Genomic DNA, 23,101 nt, shown 5'->3' with positions numbered 1-23,101 from the left:
TGCCACACCACCGACCGCACGCCTGTACGCCAGCGGATCTCGCCCGTACAATGCTCCGTCATTTCTCGTCATCAGCAATCGATAACGGCCAACCATGCGCACCAGTCAATTTTTGCTCGCCACACAAAAAGAAACGCCTTCCGACGCGGTCGTGATCAGCCACCAGCTGATGCTGCGCGCCGGCATGATCCGCAAGCTTGCCTCGGGCCTCTACACCTGGCTGCCGATGGGCTTGCGGGTAATGCGCAAGGTCGAAGCCGTCGTTCGTGAAGAAATGAACGCCGCCGGCTCTCTCGAAGTGTTGATGCCGAGCACGCAACCGGCCGAGCTGTGGCAGGAATCCGGGCGTTGGGAAGAGTACGGCCCTGAATTGCTGCGCTTCAAGGATCGCCACGGCCGCGACTTCTGCGCCGGCCCGACCCACGAAGAAGTCATCACCGATCTGATGCGCAACGAATTGAGCAGCTACAAGCAGCTGCCGATCAACCTGTACCAGATCCAGACCAAATTCCGTGACGAAATCCGCCCACGCTTCGGCTTGATGCGCGGCCGCGAATTCATCATGAAGGACGCCTACTCGTTCCACGCTGACCAGCCTTCGCTGCAAATCACCTACGATCGCATGCACCAGGCCTACTGCAACGTGTTCACCCGTCTGGGCCTGAAGTTCCGCCCTGTTGAAGCCGACAACGGCTCCATCGGCGGTGCCGGCTCCCACGAGTTCCACGTGCTGGCCGAGTCCGGTGAAGACGACATCGTCTTCAGCAACGGCTCCGACTACGCCGCGAACATCGAGAAAGCCGAAGCCGTGCCACGGGAAACCTCGCGCGCCGCTGCGACCGAACAACTGCGCCTGGTCGACACCCCGAACGCCAAGACCATTGCGCAACTGGTCGAAGGCTTCAACCTGCCGATCGAGAAAACCATCAAGACCCTCGTGGTGCACGCCGAAGAGAAAGGCAAGCTGATCGCCCTGATCATCCGTGGCGACCATGAGCTGAACGAAATCAAGGCCGCCAACCAGCCAGGCGTGGCCAGCCCTCTGGTCATGGCCTCGGAAAGCGAACTGCGCGAAGCCATTGGCGCCGGCGCCGGCTCCCTCGGCCCGCTGAACCTGCCACTGCCGATCATCATCGATCGCTCGGTCGAACTGATGAGCGACTTCGGCATCGGTGCCAACATCGACGACAAACACTACTTCGGCGTGAACTGGGAGCGCGACCTGCCTGTTCCGACCGTTGCCGACCTGCGCAACGTCGTGGCCGGTGACCCGAGCCCGGACGGCAAAGGCACCCTGGAAATCAAGCGCGGCATCGAAGTCGGGCACATCTTCCAGCTGGGCAACAAGTACAGCAAAGCGATGAAGTGCGAAGTACTGGGCGAGAACGGCAAGCCGGTCACCCTGGAAATGGGCTGCTACGGCATTGGCGTGTCACGCGTGGTGGCGGCTGCCATCGAGCAGAACAACGACGAAAACGGGATCATCTGGAGCGACACGCTCGCGCCGTTCCAGATTGCCCTGGTGCCGCTGCGCTACGAAACCGAGCAGGTTCGCGAAGCCACCGACAAGCTGTACGCGGAACTGACCGCTGCCGGCTTCGAAGTGCTGCTGGACGACCGTGACAAGAAAACCAGCCCAGGCATCAAGTTCGCGGACATGGAACTGATCGGCATTCCACACCGGATCGTGGTCAGCGACCGCGGCCTGGCCGAAGGCAACCTGGAATACAAGAGCCGTACCGAGGCCGACGCACAAGCGCTGCCGGTCGCCGACGTGCTGTCCTTCCTTCAGGCCCGCATCCGCCGCTGATAGCAGATATAGAGACGTCATGTTCAAGCGAAACACCTTAGGCCTCGGTGGTGCCGCCTTGTGCGGCACCCTGCTGGTCAGCGGCTGTGCCAATCACATGTCACAACGCAGCGAGCACGAGGAACGGGTCGAGCGCAAACTGCTCGATCATAGCCTGCAGATCGATGTCGGTGAGCCCAAGGTGCTTGAGCTGCCGCAACGGCGGGTGAAAATCCACGAGCAGAAGACTTTCGAAGTCACCGAGTACGAAGTCACGCGTCACTACGACCGCTATACGCCGTACCAGCCCTGGCGGGAGATCTACGAAATCCCGCTGGGCGCGGTGGCCGTGGTGGCGGGTGTCGGTGCCAACGTGGTCAATGTGTTTGCCCTCGGCAATCTGCCGGACAGCGTGACCAGGGACTGGCTGAGCTACGGTTTCGCCGGGCTCAACCCGTTCATGAACGTGCAGTCCCATGGCCGCGCGCAGCAGAACCTGGCCGGTATTGATGAAGTCCAGCGCGACAAACGCACGGAGTACTCAAGCCTGCCCTGGAGCGAGCGCCCGGTCGAGGTCAAGGCAGGCAAGGAAACCTTCGAACTGACCACCGACAAAAACGGCGTGTTGCGCCTGAATCTGTTGGATAACCCGTTCGCCGAACATGACATCAATCATCTGAGCCGCTTGCTGATCCGTGTTGAGGCTGCCCAGGACAACGTACACACCGATTCCACCCTGGCCATCAGCAGCACCTTGCGCAGCAAGCTCTATGAGGCCCACGGGCTGATTTATGACGATCTCGAAGGCGACGAAGTCAGCCAGTGGGTCCACCGAGTCAAACGCCTGTCGGAGCTGGGTCTTGAAGAAGAAGCCAGCGAGCTGGAACAGAGCCTGATCGAGCTGACGCGAAACGATCCGGAATTGCAGACCGAGTTCCTGAAGTCACTGGCCCGCAATGGCGAGCGGCTGGTGGCGAATCCGGGACTGAACTAAGAGCCAAAAAGCTTCGTCGGATCGCCGCCCGGAGCAGGCTCGCTCCCACATTGGATTTGTGAACACTCAAATCCCCTGTGGGAGCGAGCTTGCTCGCGAAGAGGCCCGCAAATTCACCACCCAACTACCGCTCAAACAACTCCATCTGCTCGAACCCGCCCCGCAAGTCCTCCAGGCGCACACCGACCCCCAACAACCGCACCGCTTTACCGCCACGATTGAAGGCCTGGGTCAACATCAACTGATAACTCCCCAGATCCCGCCCTGCCCCGGCCTGCTCCAATGTCGTCTGCGTGAAGTCGTGAAATTTCACTTTGACGAATGGCTTGCCCGGACGATAACTGCTGTCGATTCGCGCCATGCGACCGGCCAGGGTCTCCAGCAGCTCGGGCAACTTATCCAGGCAACTCTTCAGGTCCGGCAGGTCTACGTCGTAGGTATTTTCGACACTGATTGACTGACGACGACTGTCGTTGTGCACCACACGTTCATCAATCCCACGGGCCAGGCTCCAGAGTCGCTCACCAAAGCTGCCGAACTCACGAACCAGCGCCAACTTGTCCCACTCGCGCAATTGCAGGCAATCCGTGATTCCCAACTTGCCCAGCTTGTCGGCGGTCACTTTGCCGACCCCGTGCAGTTTGCTCACCGGCAAGCCACTGACAAAGTCCTCGACTTGGTCCGGAGTGATGACGAACAGCCCGTTGGGCTTTTTCCAGTCACTGGCAATCTTGGCCAGAAACTTGTTCGGCGCCACGCCTGCCGACACGGTGATGTGCAACTGATTGGAGACCCGGCGCCGGATGTCCTGGGCAATTCTCGTTGCACTGCCAGCGAAATGCGCGCTGTCCGACACATCGAGGTAGGCCTCGTCGAGCGAGAGCGGCTCGATGATCTCGGTGTAATCGCGAAAAATCGTGTGGATTTCCCTCGACGCTTCTCGATAGGCATCCATGCGTGGCTTGACGATGGTCAGGTCCGGGCACAGCTTCAAGGCATGCCCCGAGGACATCGCCGAACGCACCCCGTAAGCCCGCGCCTCATAATTGCAGGTGGCGATCACCCCGCGCCGGTCCGCCGACCCGCCCACCGCCAATGGCTTGCCAGCCAGACGCGGGTCGTCACGCATCTCAATAGCGGCGTAGAAACAGTCACAATCGACGTGGATGATCTTTCGCTGAGTCATGGCAAAGCAGAGTTCATGGCAAGGAAAAGGCGTGTTGGTGTGACGGACATCCAGTATCTCACCGACACCTGTATATAGCACCAGTAGTCTGAATGTTCTTTTCTAGGCGTGGGAAATGTCGTTGGTAAATTTATTTTTTCAATCAGGAAAACATTCCCGATAGAGCCGCAGGCCTTGCCCCGCCTGCCTCACAGGCTGACCAACCCGCTGATCGGCAAGCTAACCGATTGAAGATGAACAGGTTTTATCTGAATTGAAGGTTGACACCCCGGCGTATCTCTATAGAATGCCGACACACAGACGCGGGATGGAGCAGTCTGGTAGCTCGTCGGGCTCATAACCCGAAGGTCGTCGGTTCAAATCCGGCTCCCGCAACCAAACATCAAAAAAGGCTACTCGAAAGAGTAGCCTTTTTTGTGCGCGCTTGTTTTGTATCGCCTGGCGTCAAAACAAGGTCTGGACACTCAGCGACGGCAAAACCGGAAATCGTTCTGATTCCGAAACTTAGGTCATCACTGCGACCGCTTGCCGCAACTCAACGTTTATTTGACCTGTTTCAGGATTAACGGTTGACACCCCGGCGTATCTCTATAGAATGCCGCCACACAGACGCGGGATGGAGCAGTCTGGTAGCTCGTCGGGCTCATAACCCGAAGGTCGTCGGTTCAAATCCGGCTCCCGCAACCAAACATCAAAAAAGGCTACTCGAAAGAGTGGCCTTTTTTGTATCTGTTGAAAAAGTCCTTTCGCAACAATGATCTGTCACTGTGCAGCAAGCCGTTTGGGGCCACCCATGCGCCGGGTTCAGACTATGCTCAATCGCAGGCTGAAGCCTTCACGACCGATGTCGCGCCGTCCCCGTCGCCCGGTGACAGGCGTTAATATTTGTGATTATTTTTTTCTACAGGGATTGGTAACTTGGCTGGATACCCCCATCCTGTCGCGCACAATCCAAGAGGTGATTGATGCGCGCCAACTCGTCTGATTCACAAGACACCGTCACAGCGACACAACCAATCAAGGCTGAGCGTTTGCGCCTGCTTGATCGATTGAGCAAATACCGTCAACCCATTGGCCTGGCGGTCACCCTGCTGTTGTTCGCGATCGCGTTGATTGCCTGTCGCCACCTGCTGAGCGAACTCGACCTTTACGCGCTGCACGACTCGATCCTCGAAGTTCCAAAACCTGCCTTGTTGGGCGCACTGGGCGCTACCGTGGTGGGCTTCATCATTCTGCTCGGCTACGAATGGTCGGCCAGCCGCTATGCCGGGGTGAGCCTGGCACCGCGCGAGTTGGCGCTGGGTGGCTTCACAGCCTTTGCCATCGGCAACGCCATCGGCCTTTCAATGTTGTCGGGCGGCTCGGTTCGCTATCGCCTCTATGCCCGTCATGGCCTGGGAGCCGCTGAAGTCGCCCGCATGACGCTGTTCGCCAGCCTCTCGCTAGGGTGCGCCCTGCCGCCGCTGGCCGCCCTGGCGACGCTCAGCGAGCTGCCTGCCGCGTCCACCGCCCTGGGACTCTCCGAGGCATTGCTTGGCGTAGTGGCGAGCGCCGTGCTCGTGCTGTTTTCGGTGCTGGCCATCGGTATCTACCGTCGCCGGCTGCCGGAACAGCCTTACCCGGACAACCTGCTGGTCAGGATCGGGCGCCGCACCCTGCGCCTGCCCGGGACTCGCCTGACGTTCCTGCAATTGATCATCACCGCCCTGGACGTTGCCGCCGCCGCAACGGTGCTCTATCTGCTGCTGCCGGAAACGCCGCCCTTCGGTGCGTTTCTTCTGGTGTACCTGCTGGCTTTGGCCGCCGGTGTGCTCAGCCACGTGCCGGGCGGTGTCGGGGTGTTCGAGGCGATCTTGCTGGCGGCCTTTTCCGACACCCTGGGTGCTGCGCCGCTGGCGGCCGCCCTGCTGCTCTATCGCTTGATCTACGTGGTCCTGCCCTTGCTGGTGGCCTGCCTGCTGTTGCTGGTCAACGAAGGTCAGCGCCTGTTCCAGACACGCCAGACATTGCGCGCAGCCTCGGGCCTGGCGGCGCCGATACTGGCGGTGCTGGTGTTTCTGTCCGGTGTTGTCCTGCTGTTCTCCGGCGCCACCCCGGAAATCGACACCCGCCTGGAACACATCGGTTTTCTGATCCCCCATCGACTGGTCGATGCTTCGCACTTTGGCGCCAGCCTCGTCGGCGTGCTGTGCCTGCTGCTGGCCCAGGGCCTGCGCCGCCGGTTGTCGGCCGCGTGGATGCTGACCACCATCCTGTTGCTGGTCGGCGCCCTGCTCTCACTGCTCAAGGGTTTCGACTGGGAAGAAGCCAGCCTGATGGTGCTGACGGCGAGCCTGCTCGGGGTATTCCGCCGCTCGTTCTACCGTCCCAGCCGTCTGACCGAAGTGCCGTTCTCGCCGCTGTACCTGGTGGCCAGCCTATGCGTGCTCGGGGCGTCGATCTGGTTGCTGCTGTTCGCCTATCAGGACGTTCCGTACAGTCATCAACTCTGGTGGCAATTCACTCTGGACGCCGATGCCCCTCGCGGCCTGCGCTCGCTGCTCGGGGCTGCCGTGCTGCTGGTAGTGGTGTCGCTGACCTGGTTGCTGCGCACCGCGCGCCCGGTCATTCACCTGCCGACACCCGAGGAGCTGGAGCGCGCCAGCAAGATCCTCATGGCCTCCGCGCAACCCGATGGCGGCCTGGCCCTGACCGGTGACAAGGCGCTGCTGTTCCACCCCAACGACGAGGCGTTCCTGATGTACGCCCGTCGCGGCCGCAGCCTGGTGGCGCTGTATGACCCGATCGGCCCGGGCCAGCAACGGGCGGAAATGATCTGGCAGTTCCGCGACCTGTGCGACATCCACCACGCCCGCCCCGTGTTCTATCAGGTACGCGCAGAGAACCTTCCGTACTACATGGACATCGGCCTGACCGCGATAAAGCTCGGCGAAGAAGCCCGGGTCGATCTCAAGCGTTTTGATCTCGAAGCCAAGGGCAAAGAGATGAAGGACCTGCGCTACACCTGGAACCGTGGCACCCGTGACGGCCTGTCGCTGGAGATCTTCGAGCCGGGACAGGCGCCGATGGATGAACTCAAGGTGATTTCCGATGCCTGGCTGACCGGCAAGAACGTCCGCGAGAAAGGTTTTTCGCTGGGCCGTTTCAGCGATGACTACCTCAAGTATTTCCGCATCGCGGTGATTCGTTTCGAAGGACGCCCGGTCGCGTTCGCCAACTTGCTCGAGACCTACGGCCACGACCTGGCCAGCCTTGACCTGATGCGCGCGCACCCGGACGCCCCGAAGCTGACCATGGAATTCATGATGGTCGGCCTGATTCAACATTATAAAAACCATGGATACGCGCGTTTCAGCCTGGGCATGGTGCCGTTGTCGGGGTTGCAACCCCGTCGCGGCGCGCCATTGACCCAGCGCCTGGGCTCGATGGTATTCCGCCGTGGTGAGCAGCTGTACAACTTCCAGGGCTTGCGCCGCTTCAAAGACAAGTTCCAGCCTGATTGGGAACCCCGTTATATGGCCGTGCCCGCCGGACTCGATCCGCTGGTTGCGCTGGCCGACACTGCCGCCCTGATCGCGGGCGGCTTGACCGGATTGGTGAAACGCTGATGATTCAACGCTCCTTGCGGTATGTTTTGGGCACACTGGTGATAGTGGCCCTGATTCTCGCTGGCGGTTTCTGGTACCTGAAACGCCCGGCACCGGAACCGACCCTCGAATCCCTGACCCCGGCCGACGGTGCGGCGATGACCCGCGTCATCCCCGGAACCACGCCACGCGCCCAGGTGCTGGTGGCGGTCAACGAAGACCAGAAACTCAGCGACAAGCAATTGATGACCCTTAGCCGCAGTGGCTCGGCGCAGATTGTCCAGGTGATCCTGCCCAAGGACTGCCTGCTGCAAAGCCGCGCCCTGCAATCGGGCCTGAGGGAACTCGAAGGCCCGGCGACCCTTGTCAGCGGCATCGGCCCGGGTGCCGTGCTGGCCTGGCGCTGGTTGTCCGAGCAGAAGAATGACAAGGCCCAGGCCATCTCGGTCGACCTGGCCCTGGAAAAGGGTGGCTGCACTCACCTGCTGCCCAAAAGCGCAGCCCACGGTCACTGGCTGGTTGCGTGGAACGACAACCCGGACGACACCAGTGCCGGCTTCGTGCGTAATCAACCGAATGCCGAAACCAGCATCAGCGACTACGACATCAACCTGCCGCAAGTGCTGAACAACGAACTGCGCAAGATCCTCGTCGGCGGCGACAAAGCCGCTGGTGGCCTGCAGATTCCGGTGGTCGAAGTGCCCGCCGGCCAGGCCAGGGACACCGTGACCCTGTTCCTGTCCGGTGACGGCGGCTGGCGCGACCTCGACCGCGACGTGGCGGGCGAGATGGCCAAGATCGGCTACCCGGTGGTCGGCATCGACACCCTGCGCTACTACTGGCAGCACAAGAGCCCCGAGCAAAGCGCGCTGGACCTGACCGAACTGATGCAGCACTACCGGCAGAAATGGGGCACCAAGCGCTTCATCCTGACCGGTTACTCGTTTGGTGCCGACGTTCTGCCGGCAATCTATAACCGCCTGGCCGAATCGGAGCAGCAACGCGTCGACGCAATCATCCTGCTGGCCTTCGCCCGCACCGGCAGCTTCGAGATCGAAGTCGAAGGCTGGCTCGGCAACGCCGGCAAGGAAGCCGCCACCGGCCCGGAGATGGCCAAGCTGCCAGCCGCCAAAGTGGTGTGCATCTACGGTGAAGAAGAAACCGACGAGAGTGGCTGCACCGACAAGACAGCGGTGGGCGAAGCCATCAAGCTGCCTGGCGGCCACCACTTCGACGAGAACTACCCGGCGCTGGCCAAGCGTCTGGTGGAGGTGATCGAGAAGCGGCAGCCGAAGGAAACGGCTGCTCAGGAATGATCCGGACTCGCTGAACAAGAGCCCTCGCTACTTCACGGTAGCGGGGGCTTTTTCATTCCTGCGTGCACCACACACCCCCTGTGGGAGCGAGCTTGCTCGCGATATCGGTAGATCAGTCAGCATTTCTGTTGAATGTGGCACCGCCATCGCGAGCAAGCTCGCTCCCACAGAGGTTCTGAAGTATCCAGCGACCGTCCACAAAAAAGCCCCCGCTGCCCCAATGGCAACGGGGGCTTTTGATGGGGCTTACATCTCGACCTGAGTACCCAACTCAATCACCCGGTTCAGCGGCAGATTGAAGAAACGCAAATTGCCGTTGGCGTTCTGCAACATGAAAGCAAACAGCGCCTCGCGCCAACGAGACATGCCTTCGAGCTTGGAGGCGATGACCGTCTCGCGACTGAGGAAGTAAGTCGTGCGCATCGGGCTGAAGTCCAGTTCATCGAGGTGACACAGCTTCAGCGCCTTCGGTACGTCCGGCTCGTCGGTGAAGCCGAAGTGCAGGATCACCCGGAAGAAACCTTCGCCGTAGGAATCCACCTCGAAGCGTCGCGTCGGCGGTACCCGCGGGATGTCTTCGTACACCACCGTCAGCAGCACCACTTGCTCGTGCAACACCTGGTTATGCAGCAGGTTGTGCAACAGTGCGTGGGGCACGGCATCCGGCCGCGCCGTGAGGAACACGGCAGTACCCTGAACGCGATGGGGCGGTTGTACCGCGATGCTGCTGATAAAGATCGGCAGCGGCAAACCACCCTCATCGATGCGCTCGACCAGCAACTGCTTGCCACGCTTCCAGGTGGTCATCAGCACAAACAGCGCGAAACCGGCGATCACCGGAAATGCACCGCCCTGAACGATTTTCGGCACGTTGGCGGCGAAGTACACACCGTCTACCAACAGGAAACCCAACAGGATCGGCACCACAAGCACCGGTGGCCACTTCCATAGCAACAGGATCACCGCGGACACCAGGATACTGGTCATCAGCATGGTCCCGGTCACGGCCACACCGTAGGCCGAGGCCAGGGCGCCGGAGGATTCGAACCCCAGCACCAACAGCACCACGCCGACCATCAACGCCCAGTTCACCGCGCCGATGTAGATCTGGCCCTGTTCGGCACTGGACGTGTGCTGGATATGCATGCGCGGAATGTAACCGAGCTGGATCGCCTGACGGGTCAGGGAGAACGCACCGGAAATCACCGCTTGCGAGGCAATCACCGTGGCCAGGGTCGACAGGCCGACCAGCGGGATCAATGCCCAGCTCGGTGCCAGCAGGTAGAACGGGTTACGGGCAGCTTCCGGATCACCCAGCAGGAGCGCGCCCTGGCCGAAGTAGTTCAGCACCAGTGCCGGCAGCACGAGGATGAACCAGGCACGAGCGATCGGCTTGCGACCGAAGTGCCCCATGTCCGCGTACAGTGCTTCGGCACCGGTCAGTGCGAGTACCACGGCACCGAGAATCGACAGGCCCATGCCCGGATGGACCATGAAGAAACGCACACCCCACACCGGGTTCATCGCTTCCAGGACTTCCGGGTGCTGGCTGATGCCATAGACGCCCAGCGCACCCAGCACCAGGAACCAGGTGACCATGATCGGCCCGAACAGAATACCGATGCGCGCCGTGCCGTGACGCTGGATCAGAAACAGCGCGACCAGCACCACCAGCGACAATGGCACCACCCAATGGTCGATACCTTCGAATGCCAGTCCCAGGCCTTCAATCGCCGACAGCACGGAAATCGCCGGAGTAATCATGCTGTCGCCATAGAACAGCGCCGCACCGATCAGTCCGCAAACCACCAACAATGTGCGCAACTTCGCGTGGCCCGCCGCCGCCCGCCGGGCCAGTGCGGTCAGGGCCATGATCCCGCCTTCGCCCTGGTTGTCGGCGCGCAGTACGAACATCATGTACTTGATCGACACGACCCAGATCAGCGACCAGAAAATGAGTGCCAGAATCCCCAGTACCCCGTCATGGTTGACCGGCACGCCATAGCCTCCGGAAAACACTTCCTTGAGGGTGTACAACGGACTGGTGCCGATATCGCCATAAACCACCCCGACTGCCGCGACCAGCATGCCGATCGGTTTCACCGCCGAATGCTCGGCACCGGCAGCCTGACTACTTGCCTGACCCATCCACCACTCCTACTTCTCAGACCCGGGCTTCATTGAAAGAAGCACTATGCTTTGTCGTGCAGCATGCGCTGTTTTACATCAGGTTACAGACGTTTTGTTGACTGTAAAAAACCAGTAAAGCGTAACGGCGCGAAGCATAGCGCAGCACTCGTCGTATTTCCCTGCATAAAGCTGGTCAAGTGGGCTTACCATCGCTAGAATTGCGCACTTTTTGATCAGAGGCGCCAATCAAGCGCCCGTCCGTCGTCTTGCCGCACTCGGCACGAGGCGTCACAAAATACCGAGGTTAGACATGTCCACCACTCCTGCGTCGGCCAATCCAAAGGTTGGCTTCGTATCCCTGGGTTGCCCCAAAGCACTGGTCGACTCCGAGCGCATCCTTACCCAGCTGCGCATGGAGGGCTATGACGTCGTGTCCACCTACCAGGACGCCGATGTCGTGGTGGTCAACACCTGCGGCTTCATCGACTCGGCCAAGGCCGAGTCCCTGGAAGTGATCGGCGAAGCCATCAAGGAAAACGGCAAGGTCATCGTGACCGGCTGCATGGGCGTCGAAGAGGGCAACATTCGCGACGTACACCCGAGCGTGCTGGCCGTGACCGGTCCGCAGCAGTACGAGCAAGTGGTCAACGCCGTGCACGAAGTCGTGCCGCCACGCCAGGACCACAACCCGCTGATCGACCTGGTGCCGCCACAAGGCATCAAGCTGACTCCGCGCCACTACGCCTACCTGAAGATCTCCGAAGGCTGCAACCACAGCTGCAGCTTCTGCATCATCCCGTCGATGCGCGGCAAACTGGTCAGCCGTCCGGTGGGCGACGTCCTCGACGAAGCCCAGCGCCTGGTCAAGTCCGGCGTCAAGGAGCTGTTGGTGATCTCCCAGGACACCAGCGCCTACGGCGTCGACGTGAAATACCGCACCGGTTTCTGGAACGGCGCGCCGGTGAAAACCCGCATGACCGAACTCTGCGAAGCCCTGAGCACCCTCGGTGTCTGGGTTCGCCTGCACTACGTTTACCCGTACCCGCACGTTGACGAGCTGATCCCGCTGATGGCCGCCGGCAAGATCCTGCCGTACCTGGACATCCCGTTCCAGCACGCCAGCCCGAAGGTGTTGAAGTCGATGAAGCGCCCGGCCTTCGAAGACAAGACCCTGGCACGCATCAAGAACTGGCGCGAAATCTGCCCGGACCTGATCATCCGTTCGACCTTCATCGTCGGCTTCCCGGGCGAAACCGAAGAGGACTTCCAGTACCTGCTGAACTGGCTGACCGAAGCCCAGCTCGACCGCGTCGGCTGCTTCCAGTACTCGCCGGTAGAAGGCGCACCGGCCAATGACCTGGACCTGGAAGTCGTTCCGGACGACGTCAAACAGGACCGCTGGGAGCGCTTCATGGCGCACCAGCAGGCCATCAGCTCGGCGCGCCTGCAAATGCGCATCGGCCGCGAGATCGAAGTGCTGGTCGATGAAGTCGACGAGCAAGGCGCCGTGGGCCGCTGCTTCTTCGACGCCCCGGAGATCGACGGCAACGTATTCATCGACAACGGCAGCAACCTCAAGCCGGGCGACAAGGTCTGGTGCAAAGTGACCGACGCCGACGAATACGACCTGTGGGCTGAACAGATCTAAACGCAAAAAATACAAAAAGCCCCGCTCTCTTGACGAGATGCGGGGCTTTTTTACGGCTATCGTTTGCACATGGAAGGATTCCTATCAACCACTGCATAAGAGGCAGACGGGCATGCGTCAGCATTCGGTCATCCACACGCCGAAACTCGGCGACTACGAAGAATTGACCCGGGTCTGGGAGGCCTCGGTGCGCGCCACCCACGACTTCCTGCCGGACAGCTACATCGAGCTGCTGAAAAACCTGGTGCTGACCCGCTACCTCGACTCGGTGATGCTGATCTGCACCAAGGATTCGAGCCAGCGCATCACCGGATTCGCCGGCGTCGCGGCAGGCAAGATCGAAATGCTCTTCATCGACCCCGACCATCGCGGCCAGGGCCTGGGCAAGAAATTGTTGCGTTATGCCCTGGAACACCTGAACGCCGATGAACTGGACGTCAACGAACAGAACCCGCAAGCCCTCGGCTTTTACTTCAAGCAGGGTTTCGAGGTCATCGGTCGCTCGGAAGTCGATGGCATGGGCCAGCCGTATCCGTTGTTGCACATGCGTATGCGTCAGGCTGAAAAACTCACACGCAATGGCTGACACAACCAGGAACCAAATGTGGGAGCGGGCTTGCTCGCGAAGAGACCATCAAATTCAACATCGATATTGGCTGATAAACCGCTTTCGCGAGCAAGCCCGCTCCCACAAAACGCCTCACGGCGCAAATGGAACCGGGATTAACCGGCGCCAGGCAGGTACAATGCCCACCCCCTTTTTGTTACGGCCCTGACATGACTGACCCGATTCGTCTCTCCAAACGCCTCATCGAACTCGTCGGCTGTTCCCGTCGGGAGGCTGAGCTGTTCATCGAGGGCGGCTGGGTCACCGTCGACGGCGTGGTTATCGACGAGCCGCAATTCAAGGTCGACACCCAGAAAGTCGAGCTTGATCCAGAAGCCAAGGCCACCGCGCCGGAACCGGTGACCCTGCTGCTCAACGTGCCGGCCGGCATGGACGCAGACACCGCCATGGCCACCCTCGGCGCCGAGACCCTGAGCGAAGAACACCGCTACGGCAAGCGTCCGTTGCGCGGGCACTTCCTGCGCCTGACCGCCAGCACCGACCTGCAGGCCAACGCCAGCGGGCTGCTGGTGTTCACCCAGGACTGGAAAATCCTGCGCAAACTCACCGCCGACTCCAGCAAGATCGAGCAAGAGTATGTGGTCGAGGTTGAAGGCGAGATGGTGGCTCACGGCCTCAACCGTCTGAACCATGGCCTGACCTACAAGGGCAAGGAGTTGCCGGCGGTCAAGGCCAGCTGGCAGAACGAAAACCGCCTGCGCTTTGCCATGAAGAACCCGCAACCGGGCATCATCGCCCTGCTGTGCCAGGCCGTGGGCCTGAAGGTCGTCGCCATCCGCCGCATCCGCATCGGCGGCGTGTCCATCGGCAAAGTGCCCGTGGGGCAATGGCGCTACTTGTCCGGCAAAGAGAAGTTCTAAGGCTATCCGCGCCGCCACACTTTTCGGTGCTGCTGTTTTCGGCGGCACCCATAGCTGAATTATCAGGACTGCACACATGATTCATAATGACGTACTGCGCAGCGTGCGCTACATGCTCGACATCAGCGACAAGAAAGTCATCGAGATCATCAAGCTCGGCGGCCTGGACGTGACCCTGGCAGACCTGGTGACCTATCTCGACAAGAAAGAGGAAGACGAAGAAGGCTTCGTGCGCTGCCCGGACGAAGTCATGGCACATTTCCTCGACGGCCTGGTGATCTTCAAGCGCGGCAAGGACGAAAGCCGTCCGCCGCAGCCGATCGAAGTGCCGGTGACCAACAACATCATCCTGAAAAAGCTGCGGGTGGCGTTCGAGCTGAAAGAAGACGACATGCACGCGATCCTCAAGGCCGCCGAGTTCCCGGTCTCCAAGCCTGAGCTGAGCGCGCTGTTCCGCAAGTTCGGCCACACCAACTATCGCCCGTGCGGCGACCAGTTGCTGCGCAACTTCCTCAAGGGCCTGACCCTGCGCGTTCGTCCGCAGTAAACCTACAGGCTGATTGCTACCCCTGTAGGAGCTGGCTTGCCAGCGAAGGACTCAACAACGCCGCGTTGATCCAGTCGATACGCGTCAATGTTAGCGACCATCGCTGGCAAGCCAGCTCCTACAGGGCCGAATAGCCTCCCATTCCGCGCAAAAATAGTGGCTCCGTTTCGGACGGCTGACGACTAGGGTGTAAAGACCTCAGCTCTCAGGACTCGCCATGCATCCCTACTTCTCCCTGCAAGGCCGCACCGCCCTGGTGACAGGCGGCACCCGTGGTATCGGCAAGATGATCGCCAAGGCCTACGTCGAAGCAGGCGCCACCGTGTACGTCTGCGCCCGCGACGCCGAAGCCTGCCGGCAAACCGCCGATGAACTCGGAGCGCTTGGACACTGCCAGGCCATGGTGGCCAACCTCGCCACCGAAGAGGGCGTCCTGCAACTGGCCACACGCCTGGGGGAGCAGATTTCCCATCTGGACATCCTGGTGAACAATGCCGGCACCACCTGGGGTGCACCACTGGAGAGCTACCCGATCAAGGGCTGGGAAAAAGTCATGCAGCTCAACGTGACATCGGTATTCAACTGTATCCAGCAATTCCTGCCCCTGCTGCGCAAAGCCGGTTCAGCGCAGAATCCCGCGCGGATCATCAACATTGGTTCGGTAGCCGGGATTTCATCCTTCGGCGAACAGGCGTATGCCTACGGGCCGAGCAAGGCGGCGCTGCATCAACTGTCGAGGATTCTGGCGCGCGAACTGGTGAGCCAACACATCAACGTCAACGTGATCGCCCCGGGTCGCTTTCCGAGCAAGATGACCCGGCACATTGGCGATGATGAACAGGCACTGGCCGAGGATACGGCGCTGATTCCAATGAAGCGTTGGGGCCGCGAGGAAGAGATGGCGGCGCTGGCGATCAGTCTGGCGAGCACCGCAGGAGCTTACATGACCGGGAATATCATTCCTTTGGATGGCGGGTTCAGTCTGTAGATCGGCGGCGCGCCCATCGCGGGCAAGCCACGCTCCCACAGGGTTCTAGAGCGCACATAAAATTTGTGTCCATCACAAAACCTGTGGGAGCGTGGCTTGCCCGCGATGACGGACTGACAGGTGCCACCGGGCTAGAGGTCGTGTGGGTTATCATGCCTGCCTTCATTCCGCTTCGACCTCAAACCATGACCTACAGCGTTTCCCCCATCGGCTTCGTGCGCTCCTGCTTCAAGGAGAAGTTCGCCATTCCGCGCCAGCCACAACTGGCCCCGGCCGCCCGTGGGGTGCTGGAACTGGTGGCTCCGTTCGATCAAGGGGACGCCGTACAGGGCCTGGAGCAGGTCAGCCACGTGTGGCTGCTGTTCCTGTTCCACCAGGCTCTGGAGGAAAAGCCTCGCCTGAAGGTCCGCCCTCCTCGTCTCGGCGGCAATAAATCCATGGGCGTGTTCGCCACCCGCGCCACCCACCGCCCCAATGGCATCGGGCAATCAGTGGTGAAACTGGACAGGGTCGAAGCCAACCGCCTGTGGATCTCGGGTATCGACCTGCTGGATGGCACGCCGATTCTCGATATCAAGCCCTACGTGCCCTACGCCGACATCATCGATACAGCCACCAACAGCATCGCCAGCGCTGCGCCGCAGCTGATTCCCGTGCAGTGGACGGATGCAGCGCTGCAACAGGCTCACGAGCATGCCCAGCGCCTTGAAGAGCCCTTGGTTGAGCTGATCGAGCAATGCCTGGCACAGGATCCACGCCCGGCCTACCAAACGCCAGCACCCGAGCGGGAATACGGTGCGCAGTTCTGGGATCTGGATGTGCGTTGGCATTACCCGACACCGGAGCTGATCCGCGTCCTGGAAGTCATTCCTGCAAAGGGCTGAACGCTGGAAACGAATAAGCCCGCCTGACCTTCCCAAGTCATGCGGGCTTTTCAGATGCGCTGCAAATCTACTGTAGGAGCGAGCCTGCTCGCGAAAAACCTGAGGACGCCGCTGGGTATCAAGCTTCCCGCGTTATCGTTGACCTCCATCGCGAGCAGGCTCGCTCCTACACGTGACCTGCGGTCACTTCTCTACGAACGCACGCTCGATCAAGTAGTCACCCGGCTCGCGCATCCGCGGCGAAACCTTCAGGCCGAAGCTGTTCAACACTTCGCTGGTTTCGTCGAGCATGCTCGGGCTACCGCACAGCATGGCGCGGTCGTCCTGCGGGTTGATCGGTGGCAGACCGATGTCGCTGAACAGCTTGCCGCTGCGCATCAGGTCGGTCAGGCGGCCTTCGTTCTCGAACGGCTCGCGGGTCACGGTCGGGTAGTAGATCAACTTGTCACGCAGGGCTTCGCCGAAGAATTCGTTCTGCGGCAGGTGCTCGGTGATGAACTCGCGGTAAGCGACTTCGTTGACGTAACGCACGCCGTGGCACAGGATCACTTTTTCGAAACGCTCGTAGGTTTCCGGGTCCTGGATGACGCTCATGAACGGCGCCAGACCGGTACCGGTGCTGAGCAGGTACAAATGTTTGCCAGGCTTCAAGTCATCCAGCACCAGCGTGCCGGTAGGCTTCTTGCTGATGATGATCTCGTCGCCTTCCTTCAGATGCTGCAACTGCGAAGTCAGCGGACCATCAGGCACCTTGATGCTGAAGAACTCGAGATGCTCTTCCCAGTTCGGGCTGGCAATCGAGTAAGCGCGCATAAGCGGGCGGCCGTTGGGCTGCTGCAGGCCGATCATCACGAACTGACCGTTCTCGAAGCGCAGGCCCGGATCACGGGTGCACTTGAAGCTGAACAGAGTGTCGTTCCAGTGGTGAACACTGAGGACACGCTCGTGGTTCATGTTGCTCATGTACGTGGGACTCCTGGAGATTGGTCTGCGCGTGTTCGGTGTGCTCTGCAAGAAAGCCAGCTCTGCGCAATTGCATCGCATTCTAAAGGCAGAGACAATATCTGTTAAATTGATTATTAAGATAAGGGTTATCGGTTATATCGATATGCGATTTACTCTCCGTCAACTTCAAGTATTCGTCGCCGTCGCCCAGCAGGAAAGCGTGTCCCGCGCTGCGGGCTTGCTCAACCTCTCGCAATCGGCGGCGAGCACCTCGATCACCGAACTGGAGCGTCAGTGCAGCTGCCAACTGTTCGACCGCGCCGGCAAACGGCTGAGCCTGAACGCCCTCGGTAAACAACTTTTGCCGCAAGCGGTCGCCCTGCTGGATCAGGCCAAGGAAATCGAAGACCTGCTCAACGGCAAGTCCGGTTTCGGCTCGCTGGCCGTGGGCGCGACCCTGACCATCGGCAATTACCTGGCCACCCTGCTGATCGGCAGCTTCATGCAGCGCCATCCGGAAAGCCAGGTGAAGCTGCACGTGCAGAACACTGCCAACATTGTGCAGCAGGTGGCTCACTATGAAATTGACCTGGGTCTGATCGAAGGCGACTGCAGTCACCCGGACATCGAAGTGCAAAGCTGGGTCGAGGACGAACTGGTGGTGTTTTGCGCCCCTCAGCATCCGCTGGCCAAGCGCGGCACGGCCACCATGGACGAGTTGAGCCACGAAGCCTGGATCTTGCGCGAACAGGGTTCCGGCACACGGTTGACCTTCGATCAAGCCATGCGCCATCACCGTTCTTCCTTGAATATCCGTCTGGAGCTTGAGCACACCGAAGCGATCAAGCGCGCGGTGGAGTCAGGTTTGGGGATTGGCTGCATTTCCCGGCTGGCGTTGCGCGACGCATTCCGCCGCGGCAGCCTGGTGCCTGTCGAGACGCCGGATCTGGATCTGGCGCGACAGTTTTATTTCATCTGGCATAAACAGAAATATCAGACCTCGGCGATGCGCGAATTCCTCGACCTGTGCCGCGCCTTCACCGCCGGGGTTCAGCGCAGCGACGAGATCGTGCTGCCGGCAATCGCTTAGAGCAGGATGACCGCCCACACCAGGGCAATCATGCTCAATGCCACGAACTGGGCGGCACTGCCCATGTCCTTGGCATTCTTGGACAGCGGGTGCCGTTCAAGGGAAATGCGGTCGATGGCCGCTTCCACCGCCGAATTGAGCAACTCGACGATCAACGCCAACAGGCATACCGCGATCAACAACGCCTGTTCGACCCGGCTGACATTCAGGAAGAACGACAAGGGAATCAGGATGACGTTGAGCAATACCAGTTGCCGAAAGGCGGCTTCGCCGGTGAAGGCTGCGCGCAGGCCGTCCAGCGAATAACCGGAGGCATTGAGGATTCGTTTCAGACCGGTCTGGCCTTTGAAAGGTGACATAGAGTGGGCAACTGACAAAAAAGGAAGTGGGAAAGCTAGTTCAACCAAAGTCAAAAAAGCGTGAAGCCGCCAGCCTTTAATGGCTGGAAGTTGACTCAAGTTGTTGCAAGAGCAGCGCAGCCTGGGTCCGGGTCCGCACATTCAGTTTACGGAAAATCGCGGTCACGTGCGCCTTGATAGTCGCCTCGGAAACACTCAACTCGTAGGCGATCTGCTTGTTCAACAAGCCTTCGCAGACCATGGTCAGCACCCGGAATTGCTGCGGCGTCAGGCTGGCAAGGCCTTCGCTGGCCGCCTTGGCCTCTGCCGAAACGCTGACCGCTTCGAACGCCTGCGGTGGCCAGAACACATCGCCATCAAGGACCGCACGCACGGCTTTCTGGATCACACTCAAATCGCTGGATTTTGGAATGAAGCCACTGGCGCCGAATTCGCGGGACTTGACCATGATGGTCGGCTCTTCCTGGGCCGAGACCATGACCACCGGAATCTGCGGGTACTGACCGCGTAGCAGGACCAGCCCGGAAAAACCGTAGGCCCCCGGCATATTCAAGTCCAGCAGTACCAGATCCCAGTCGGACTTTTCCGTCAGGCGGACTTCCAGTTCGGCAATGCTCGCCACCTCCACCAGGCGGACATCCGGGCCAAGGCCCAGGGTCAACGCTTGATGCAAGGCACTACGAAACAGTGGGTGGTCATCGGCAATCAGGATTTCGTATGTGGCCATTTTTCAAATGATCCTGTTTTTCATGGGACGCCCGATGCATTCGGACCTCGCCAAAGCACCTCAAGACACAGCCATGGAGCTGCACTGACAAGGCACGTTCAACGCAAGAAACGCCATTGCAAACGCTGGCCGCGCCCTGATCGGCGCCAAGCATGCCCAGCGAAACCAGGGTGGTCAAGCCGCATGCCCGGTACAGTTTATTGCAGTATGAGCGACAATCAGTCCATCAAAGGAGTGACCGACTGGACATAGGGCATCAACTCGGCATGCGCCAGGGTCGAAACGTTCATGTCCAACTGATGTTTGGCGTCGAGGTAATGCTGGCTGAACACATCAAAGTAGGCATCCAGCGCCGAGGCTGCGTCGACATCGCCCGCAAGGTCGAGACACAGCGCCGCCACTTCCGCCGTGCACAGATGCTCGCTGCGGGTCGAGCGGCGCAACCGATAGCGCGAGAGTTTTTCGGGCAGCAGGCTGAGGATCGGCAATCGATCGAAATAGGGACTCTTGCGAAAGATCTTCCGCGCTTCGGTCCAGGTCGCGTCCAACAGAATGAACAACGGACGCTTCGCGCCATCGACATCCACACTGTTTGTCACCCGCTCAGGCTCGACATATTCACCCGGAAACACCAGGTACGGCTGCCATTGCGGGTCGGACAACAGCGCCAGCAACTTCGGATCGACCTCCGTACGGGACCAGATGAAGGCGTGGTTGTCAGGGACCACGTCGGCGATCAGCCAACCGGTGTTGCTCGGCTTGAACACTTCCTTGTTGGTCATGATCAGGCATACACCAGAGCGAGTCGCGACCTGCGGACGCCATGCGCACAGGCAGTGGCTCTCGATCACCCGGCAGTCACGGCAACGCGGCGCACGCCAGCCACGGGCCTGAATCGGCTTGATGCCCTCCTCCTCACGCTGATCGCGCAAGCGGGCTACTGCATTCAAGGCAAAGCGCGCGGGGGTGGGGCTCATAGCGGGCAACGCCCACAGAGAAGGAAACTCGACACGAAACACACTCGACAGGGTAAAAAGTGCCAGCAGTTTACCAGACCGCCCGGCGCAAGCCTGTACCGTCCAGCCCGCCTCCCCTATAATTCGCCGCCACTGAACGCACAGTCACGTGACGGGTCAAACCCCCATCACTGAACCAGGAGAGTTTCATGCTGCGCCTTATCGTTCCTACCGCGGCCATTTTGCTGGCGTCGTCCCTCAATGCCCAGGCTGCGTCCTTGAAAGACACGGAACTGAACAAAATGCTGCAAAACGTCGCCACCCAGAGCAGCGTCGGCACTCCACGAGCGATCAACGAAGACATTCTCGATCAAGGCTACACCGTTGAAGGCAAACAGCTGATCAACCACCTGAGCGTGCAGAGCAGCCACGCCGACAAGATGCGTGCAGACCCGAAGGCGGTGTACTTCCAGCTGGGCGCTTCTGTCTGCAGAAACGAAGGGTTTCGCAAGCTGATGGCCAAGGGCGCGATCATGCGTTACGACTTCACCGAGGTGAAGACCAACCGTCCGGTTGGCTCCGCCAGCTTCCAGGAATCGGATTGCCTGCAACCGGCCAAGAAGAAAAAGTAATCACCGGGAATTGGCGCGCCGCTGTTCATCTTCGGCGCGCAATTCTGCCAGCAGCGCCTGCAAGTAATGCGAACGGCGTTCGCCGCCACGCAAACGCCGGCAGCACTCCTCTTCGAGGCTCAAATGATTCGCCTCGGCTGATGACTTCAACAATCGATACAGTTGCGTATCGACCTCCAGAATGACTCTGGCCATGGTTTCCCGCCTCCCTGCACTTCACTCATGTTTGAGCGATAAATCCTTGAACTGCATGTACGGTGCGTCCTGCCGTTGACGCAAAGTTGTCGTGTGGCACCTGTAACTTAGTAAATCAGAGTGCGGTACAGGCGACGCCTGTTCAGACGAGCGGTGAAACCACCTTGCAAATCGTCAATAAGCGGTTGCCAGCAAAGACGTTGTGGCGCAATGATCAATCAGCGCAAATCGTTGTGAAGGTCTAGATTTCAGGTATCCACGTTCACTTTTTCAGGGCTGGAAAGGGGCTGGCCGTCGCTTGTCGTGTTGTGCGATTGTTTCTTTCATCCAAGGGAAAAACAGAACCTGTTTGGATGATCCGATGCTTTTCGGGTCAAGTAGATCGCCCAGGCATGGGCCTGGGCAGACAGCGACACATGAAGTGTCGTGGCACCGGCGTACGTTGTCGGGCCGAGGGTTCTGTGCAGAAGGAGAAGTTGAATGCCTTACCAACCGAATGACCTCCTGAGCCGTCATTTTGAAGAAAGCGGCCACGACCTCCTCAGCAAGGTCGAAGAACAACTCAAGCTGATTTCACCCAACAGCCCGAACATCCCGATCTACCGCGACATGATCCTGACCGTGCTGCGCATGGCCCAGGAAGACCACAACCGCTGGAATGCCAAAATCACCTTGCAAGCCCTGCGCGAACTGGAACAGGCCTTCCGCGTGCTCGAACAATTCAAGGGACGGCGCAAGGTCACGGTTTTCGGCTCGGCCCGTACCCCCATGGAACACCCGCTCTACAGGATGGCCCGGGAACTCGGCGCCGCTCTGGCCCGCTCGGACATGATGGTCATTACCGGTGCCGGTGGCGGCATCATGGCCGCCGCCCACGAGGGCGCCGGACTGACACACAGCCTGGGGTTCAACATCACCCTGCCCTTCGAGCAGCATGCCAACCCCACTGTCGACGGCACGACCAACCTGCTGCCCTTCCATTTCTTCTTCACCCGCAAGCTGTTCTTCGTCAAGGAAGCCGATGCCCTGGTGCTGTGCCCGGGCGGCTTTGGCACGCTGGATGAAGCCCTGGAAGTGCTGACGCTGATTCAGACCGGCAAGAGCCCATTGGTGCCCGTGGTGCTGCTCGACGCGCCGGGCGGTAAATTCTGGCAAGGCGCACTGGACTTCATTCACCAGCAACTGGAGGAAAACCATTACATCCTGCCCACTGACATGAAGCTGGTGAGACTGGTCTACAACGTCGAAGAAGCGGTAGAGCACATCAACCAGTTCTACAGCAACTTCCACTCCAGTCGCTGGCTCAAGCATCAGTTCCTGATTCGCATGAATCACTCACTCAACGACCAGGCACTCGAACATATGCAGGAGGCTTTCGCCGACCTGTGCCTGAGCGATCATTTCCATCAGCATACTTACAGCGGCGAGGAACACGACGAAGCCGAATTCAGCCATCTGGCGCGACTGGTCTTCAACTTCAACGCCCGCAATCATGGCCGCCTGCGCGAACTTGTGGACTACATCAACCTGCCGGAAAACTGGGCACAATCAAAATCCCAGGCACAACGCACGCGGGAGCCGTCAAAGGTTACGTGAGGCATAAAAAAAACGGCCCGCTATCGAAATAGCGGGCCGTTTCA

Annotated in this window: 20 protein-coding genes and 2 tRNA genes; 15 read left to right on the top strand and 7 right to left on the bottom strand. The window is 60.0% G+C overall.

Going from position 1 to position 23,101, the window contains the following annotated elements; translation table 11 throughout:
• Nucleotides 1–94: 94 nt before the first annotated feature.
• Nucleotides 95–1,810, top strand: coding sequence for a proline--tRNA ligase (locus tag KW841_RS13310; protein ID WP_102702778.1), 1,716 nt, complete (start codon nucleotides 95–97; stop codon nucleotides 1,808–1,810).
• Nucleotides 1,811–1,829: 19 nt separating this feature from the next.
• Nucleotides 1,830–2,783: a hypothetical protein gene (locus tag KW841_RS13305; protein ID WP_218476665.1), complete on the top strand. Its 954-nt coding sequence runs from the start codon at nucleotides 1,830–1,832 to the stop codon at nucleotides 2,781–2,783.
• A 124-nt stretch (nucleotides 2,784–2,907) separates the two neighbouring features.
• On the opposite strand, the gene dinB is transcribed toward KW841_RS13305, so the two are convergent.
• Entirely contained in the window at nucleotides 2,908–3,969 is a 1,062-nt protein-coding gene (dinB, locus tag KW841_RS13300) for a DNA polymerase IV (protein ID WP_015093801.1), read from the bottom strand.
• A gap of 301 nt (nucleotides 3,970–4,270) precedes the next feature.
• On the opposite strand from dinB, the gene KW841_RS13295 reads away from it, so the two are divergent.
• The 4 genes from KW841_RS13295 (at nucleotide 4,271) to KW841_RS13280 (ending at nucleotide 8,872) form a co-directional block, all read left to right on the top strand.
• Nucleotides 4,271–4,347, top strand: a tRNA-Met gene (locus tag KW841_RS13295).
• Between the two features lie 232 nt (nucleotides 4,348–4,579).
• Nucleotides 4,580–4,656, top strand: a tRNA-Met gene (locus KW841_RS13290).
• A gap of 278 nt (nucleotides 4,657–4,934) precedes the next feature.
• The gene (gene mprF, locus KW841_RS13285; protein ID WP_218476663.1) at nucleotides 4,935–7,577 is read left to right on the top strand and encodes a bifunctional lysylphosphatidylglycerol flippase/synthetase MprF; all 2,643 of its coding nucleotides are present in this window, start codon (nucleotides 4,935–4,937) and stop codon (nucleotides 7,575–7,577) included.
• Nucleotides 7,577–8,872 (top strand): virulence factor family protein, encoded by a 1,296-nt coding sequence (locus tag KW841_RS13280; protein WP_218476661.1) that lies wholly within the window; start codon nucleotides 7,577–7,579, stop codon nucleotides 8,870–8,872. The genes mprF and KW841_RS13280 overlap by 1 nt, the downstream gene beginning before the upstream one ends.
• A gap of 246 nt (nucleotides 8,873–9,118) precedes the next feature.
• On the opposite strand, the gene KW841_RS13275 is transcribed toward KW841_RS13280, so the two are convergent.
• Nucleotides 9,119–11,020 carry a potassium transporter Kup gene (locus KW841_RS13275; protein WP_102702691.1) on the bottom strand — a complete coding sequence of 634 codons (1,902 nt, stop codon included), beginning with the start codon at nucleotides 11,018–11,020 and terminating at the stop codon, nucleotides 9,119–9,121.
• Nucleotides 11,021–11,312: 292 nt separating this feature from the next.
• Here KW841_RS13275 and rimO point away from each other — a divergent pair, with 292 nt between their 5' ends.
• The 6 genes from rimO (at nucleotide 11,313) to tsaA (ending at nucleotide 16,557) form a co-directional block, all read left to right on the top strand.
• Complete coding sequence (gene rimO / locus KW841_RS13270; RefSeq protein WP_007971167.1) at nucleotides 11,313–12,650, top strand: 30S ribosomal protein S12 methylthiotransferase RimO; 1,338 nt, start codon at nucleotides 11,313–11,315, stop codon at nucleotides 12,648–12,650.
• Nucleotides 12,651–12,762: 112 nt separating this feature from the next.
• Nucleotides 12,763–13,236, top strand: coding sequence for a GNAT family N-acetyltransferase (locus KW841_RS13265; RefSeq protein ID WP_102702689.1), 474 nt, complete (start codon nucleotides 12,763–12,765; stop codon nucleotides 13,234–13,236).
• A 191-nt stretch (nucleotides 13,237–13,427) separates the two neighbouring features.
• Nucleotides 13,428–14,138 carry an rRNA pseudouridine synthase gene (locus KW841_RS13260; RefSeq protein ID WP_007971163.1) on the top strand — a complete coding sequence of 237 codons (711 nt, stop codon included), beginning with the start codon at nucleotides 13,428–13,430 and terminating at the stop codon, nucleotides 14,136–14,138.
• A 76-nt stretch (nucleotides 14,139–14,214) separates the two neighbouring features.
• Nucleotides 14,215–14,685 (top strand): DUF1456 family protein, encoded by a 471-nt coding sequence (locus KW841_RS13255; protein ID WP_007971161.1) that lies wholly within the window; start codon nucleotides 14,215–14,217, stop codon nucleotides 14,683–14,685.
• Nucleotides 14,686–14,902: 217 nt separating this feature from the next.
• The gene (locus KW841_RS13250; protein ID WP_218476658.1) at nucleotides 14,903–15,673 is read left to right on the top strand and encodes an SDR family oxidoreductase; all 771 of its coding nucleotides are present in this window, start codon (nucleotides 14,903–14,905) and stop codon (nucleotides 15,671–15,673) included.
• 185 nt (nucleotides 15,674–15,858) lie between these two features.
• Nucleotides 15,859–16,557, top strand: coding sequence for a tRNA (N6-threonylcarbamoyladenosine(37)-N6)-methyltransferase TrmO (gene tsaA / locus KW841_RS13245; RefSeq protein ID WP_218476655.1), 699 nt, complete (start codon nucleotides 15,859–15,861; stop codon nucleotides 16,555–16,557).
• 183 nt (nucleotides 16,558–16,740) lie between these two features.
• On the opposite strand, the gene fpr is transcribed toward tsaA, so the two are convergent.
• The gene (gene fpr, locus KW841_RS13240; protein WP_003443014.1) at nucleotides 16,741–17,520 is read right to left on the bottom strand and encodes a ferredoxin-NADP reductase; all 780 of its coding nucleotides are present in this window, start codon (nucleotides 17,518–17,520) and stop codon (nucleotides 16,741–16,743) included.
• Between the two features lie 145 nt (nucleotides 17,521–17,665).
• On the opposite strand from fpr, the gene KW841_RS13235 reads away from it, so the two are divergent.
• Nucleotides 17,666–18,592, top strand: a complete 927-nt coding sequence (locus tag KW841_RS13235) for a LysR family transcriptional regulator (RefSeq protein WP_218476653.1) — start codon at nucleotides 17,666–17,668, stop codon at nucleotides 18,590–18,592.
• Here the strand turns inward: KW841_RS13235 and KW841_RS13230 are convergent.
• The 3 genes from KW841_RS13230 to KW841_RS13220 form a co-directional block, all read right to left on the bottom strand.
• Nucleotides 18,589–18,951, bottom strand: a complete 363-nt coding sequence (locus tag KW841_RS13230; protein WP_015093791.1) for a diacylglycerol kinase — start codon at nucleotides 18,949–18,951, stop codon at nucleotides 18,589–18,591. The two genes, KW841_RS13235 and KW841_RS13230, sit on opposite strands and share 4 nt — an antisense overlap.
• A gap of 76 nt (nucleotides 18,952–19,027) precedes the next feature.
• Entirely contained in the window at nucleotides 19,028–19,678 is a 651-nt protein-coding gene (erdR, locus tag KW841_RS13225; protein WP_007971156.1) for a response regulator transcription factor ErdR, read from the bottom strand.
• A gap of 218 nt (nucleotides 19,679–19,896) precedes the next feature.
• Complete coding sequence (locus KW841_RS13220) at nucleotides 19,897–20,655, bottom strand: tRNA-uridine aminocarboxypropyltransferase (protein ID WP_218476651.1); 759 nt, start codon at nucleotides 20,653–20,655, stop codon at nucleotides 19,897–19,899.
• 188 nt (nucleotides 20,656–20,843) lie between these two features.
• On the opposite strand from KW841_RS13220, the gene KW841_RS13215 reads away from it, so the two are divergent.
• Complete coding sequence (locus KW841_RS13215) at nucleotides 20,844–21,266, top strand: quorum-sensing-regulated virulence factor family protein (protein ID WP_007971154.1); 423 nt, start codon at nucleotides 20,844–20,846, stop codon at nucleotides 21,264–21,266.
• Here KW841_RS13215 and KW841_RS13210 read toward each other — a convergent pair whose 3' ends face one another.
• Nucleotides 21,267–21,461 carry a hypothetical protein gene (locus tag KW841_RS13210; RefSeq protein WP_102699347.1) on the bottom strand — a complete coding sequence of 65 codons (195 nt, stop codon included), beginning with the start codon at nucleotides 21,459–21,461 and terminating at the stop codon, nucleotides 21,267–21,269. It lies immediately after the preceding gene.
• Between the two features lie 480 nt (nucleotides 21,462–21,941).
• On the opposite strand from KW841_RS13210, the gene KW841_RS13205 reads away from it, so the two are divergent.
• The gene (locus KW841_RS13205; protein ID WP_218476649.1) at nucleotides 21,942–23,057 is read left to right on the top strand and encodes a TIGR00730 family Rossman fold protein; all 1,116 of its coding nucleotides are present in this window, start codon (nucleotides 21,942–21,944) and stop codon (nucleotides 23,055–23,057) included.
• Nucleotides 23,058–23,101: the final 44 nt, after the last annotated feature.

Origin of the sequence: Pseudomonas sp. PDM28, assembly GCF_019219115.1 — a bacterium.
GTDB lineage: Bacteria > Pseudomonadota > Gammaproteobacteria > Pseudomonadales > Pseudomonadaceae > Aquipseudomonas > Aquipseudomonas laurylsulfatiphila.
Note: the sequence above shows the minus strand (reverse complement) of the source record. Positions and strands in the feature narration are given on the sequence as shown.